This window comes from Candidatus Poribacteria bacterium, from assembly GCA_028820845.1.
Classification (GTDB): Bacteria; Poribacteria; WGA-4E; order WGA-4E; family WGA-3G; genus WGA-3G.
In genome coordinates, this window is sequence record JAPPII010000006.1 from 1 (window position 1) to 2,885 (window position 2,885).

General features: G+C 45.0%; 2 protein-coding genes. Both read left to right on the forward strand.

The features are described 5' to 3' along the window. The first annotated feature begins 268 nt into the window (after positions 1-268). Positions 269-1,404, forward strand: a protein-coding gene (locus tag OXN25_01205; protein MDE0423463.1) for an IS630 family transposase whose coding sequence is annotated in 2 segments (ribosomal slippage) — positions 269-707 and positions 707-1,404 — 1,137 coding nt in all. Because the reading frame shifts where the segments join, the coding sequence is not laid out codon by codon here. Between the two features lie 815 nt (positions 1,405-2,219). Next, positions 2,220-2,885: hypothetical protein (locus OXN25_01210; GenBank protein ID MDE0423464.1), on the forward strand; the 666-nt coding region annotated here is incomplete at its 3' end.

The window sequence follows — 2,885 nt, forward strand, 5'->3', positions numbered from 1 at the left end:
CACGCATCAAACTCAAAAGATTATATCCTAAAACTCAACATTGACAGACTACTAGTGTTCTGTCAACTTTCAAATGATGGGAAACCCCAGTTCGTAGTAGTGCGATTTATCGCACGTCAGAAACGGGCAATGAATTGCCCTACTACGAACGACCTGTCAGTTTAGATGTGACAGACTACTAGTAGTCTGTCACAATTAGTTTGATAGTTAATATGAGATCTGGTATGCTTCGAGTCAAGCAAATACATCCGATAACTTGGAGTCTGTAATGCCAGCGAAACGATATCCCATTGTACTTGACCGGAGCCAACGCGAGTCTCTCCTTGATCTGATCGCTTCCGGCACCGAGTCTGCCCGAAAACTCACGCGTGCCAGGATCTTATTGAAAGCCGATGAAGGCGAGTTGGGTCCCGCCTACGCTGATAAGGAGATAAAGGAAGCCGTTGAAGTCTCCATACCTACCCTTGAGAGAACTCGTAAAACCTTCGCACTTGAAGGGCTGACGGCTGCACTGACCCCTAAAAAGCGTTCAAAACCATCGAGACCGCAAAAGTTTGATGGCGAAAAAGAAGCACATCTGATCGCTTTAGCCTGTTCGCCAGCCCCGGAGGGTTTCTCAAGATGGACGCTGCGTCTCTTAGCAGAGAAAATGGTAGAGTTGAACCATTTTTCAAGCGTTTCTCATGAAACGATAAGACGGACGCTGAAAAAAACGCACTGAGACCTTGGTTAAAGCAGCAATGGTGTATTCCCCCGAAAGCCTCAGCGGCGTTCGTCGCTGCGATGGAAAACGTCTTAGACCTTTATCAGCGTCCCGAAGCCAGGGCATATCCTTTGGTTTGTGTTGATGAAACAAGCAAACAACATATCAAAGAAGTTCGACCGCCTCTGGGTGTCGTCAAAGGTTTACCGAGTCGATATGATGCCGAATACGAGCGCAATGGCGTGAGCAATCTGTTTATGATTTTCGCACCCCTTTTGGGGTTTCGGCATGTCGAAGTCACCGACCAACGCACGAGCATTGATTTCGCACATATCTGCCGAGACTTAGTGGAGCTGCATTTTCCAAATGCTACAAAGATTCTGCTGGTTTGCGACGATCTGAATACGCATAAACCGGCTTCGTTGTATAAAGCGTTTCCTCCCGATGAAGCCCGGCAGATCGCTGAAAAGATTGAGTTCCACTATACACCCAAGCCTGGGAGTTGGCTAAACATGGCGGAGATTGAACTCTCCGTGCTCTCTCGAGAGTGCCTTTGTAGACGAATAGCCGACCAAACTACCTTAAAACAGGAGATCCAGACATGGCAAAGCCGAAGAAATCAGCAAGGTGCGACTGTAAAGTGGCAGTTTACGACCGACGACGCACGCATCAAACTCAAGAAACTATATCCTTCACTTTAGATGTGACAGACTACTAGTACCATCAGTATCAAGGTTGAGGGTCTGACTGATAGCTGTCTGTTAGGCGAATGCTGGGCCAGCAACGAGTGCCAACATTAAAACAAAACTAAGGAAAATGTCAATTTTGACAAAATTTGCACGTTATTTTCCTCCTAAATTAAATAAACTCTTTCTTTAACTCTTTATCTTTTCACAAAAATAAGAACACGTATCCAGGGATTCGTATACGAATTCTTCCGTTTGAACCTAACCTTCTGCCGAGGCTTCCACCTCAGCAGTATTGTGAAGTTGTTTTGTCACCTTATATATTATGTATATATGGCGACGGGTTCATTCTTGAAGTCTGTCCAGATAGAATTTTCCGCCAGCACCGCACTCCCGAATCATTGGCATTGAAACATTGCGTAATTTCTGATTGAATTGCTGTACCCTGTGAAAATTTCTCCTATGCTGACTTAAGAAATTGAACCTCCCAACTTCATTTAGGTTAATTATACGCGATAATACAAAAAAAATCAAGAAAAATTACAAAAAAATCAGTAATTTATCCTGAAATTTAGCATTTTTTCGTATTTTTTCGCAAAATTTTATATTTTTTGTGTTTTTAGGCTATTTTATGCGAAAAACGCGCGATGTTGGGGAGTTTTGGGTTAATTGTCTGAACTGTGATTTTTGTGATTATTTGATTTCTGTGATAACCGTACCGCAAACTGTTAGTTTGCGCCTTCATCTGCACAACCTCGGTGAAGTCCATACGGACTTCATACCGTTGATTAGGTTATGCTACAACATTTCCCGTACCGCAAACTGTTAGTTTGCGTATCCAAGGTCCCCAACTTGTTGGGATAAAGTGTGCTGTCCCGAATAAATTCGGGCATCCAGAGGGGCTATCTATTTTTCGGTTTGCTATTTTTCTGACCGTCATGTATAATACTTGTATGCCCTACTATGATGAAGTCTTCAAGCACGTTACCAAGGGGTTTCCAGGTTCATTAGCAGCGTTAGCCCTCAAGACACCTGAGGTAGAAGTCGGAGAGCCACTGAACACAGAGCACATCACGGTTCGAATGCATCACAGCGATATGACGTTTCCTGTTCGGCTGCCCGATGAGGAGGCGATCCTGCATATAGAAGCGCAAACCGACGACAGTACCCATCAGCCGATGCCGTTACGGATGTTGGCATATTCGAGCGTCCTGTCCCTTGAGCATAAGAAGAACGTCTATTCCACGGTGTTGTATTTCCGTCCCCCTGCGGGACGAAGGGATCCGGGTTTCTATAGGTATGGCAATGAGCAACGCGGGGGTGGTTGGTTTCAGTATAATGTGATTCGGGTGTATGAGTTAGCGGGTGAAGCGTTTTTAGACCCGGAGGCTGTTGGCTTGCTGCCTTTCACGGCTTTGATGAAACATCCTGCAGACATGACCGGGTGTGTAAATATTTTGTCAAGATACTCATGCGGTCTTTGCGTGTTTCCGCCA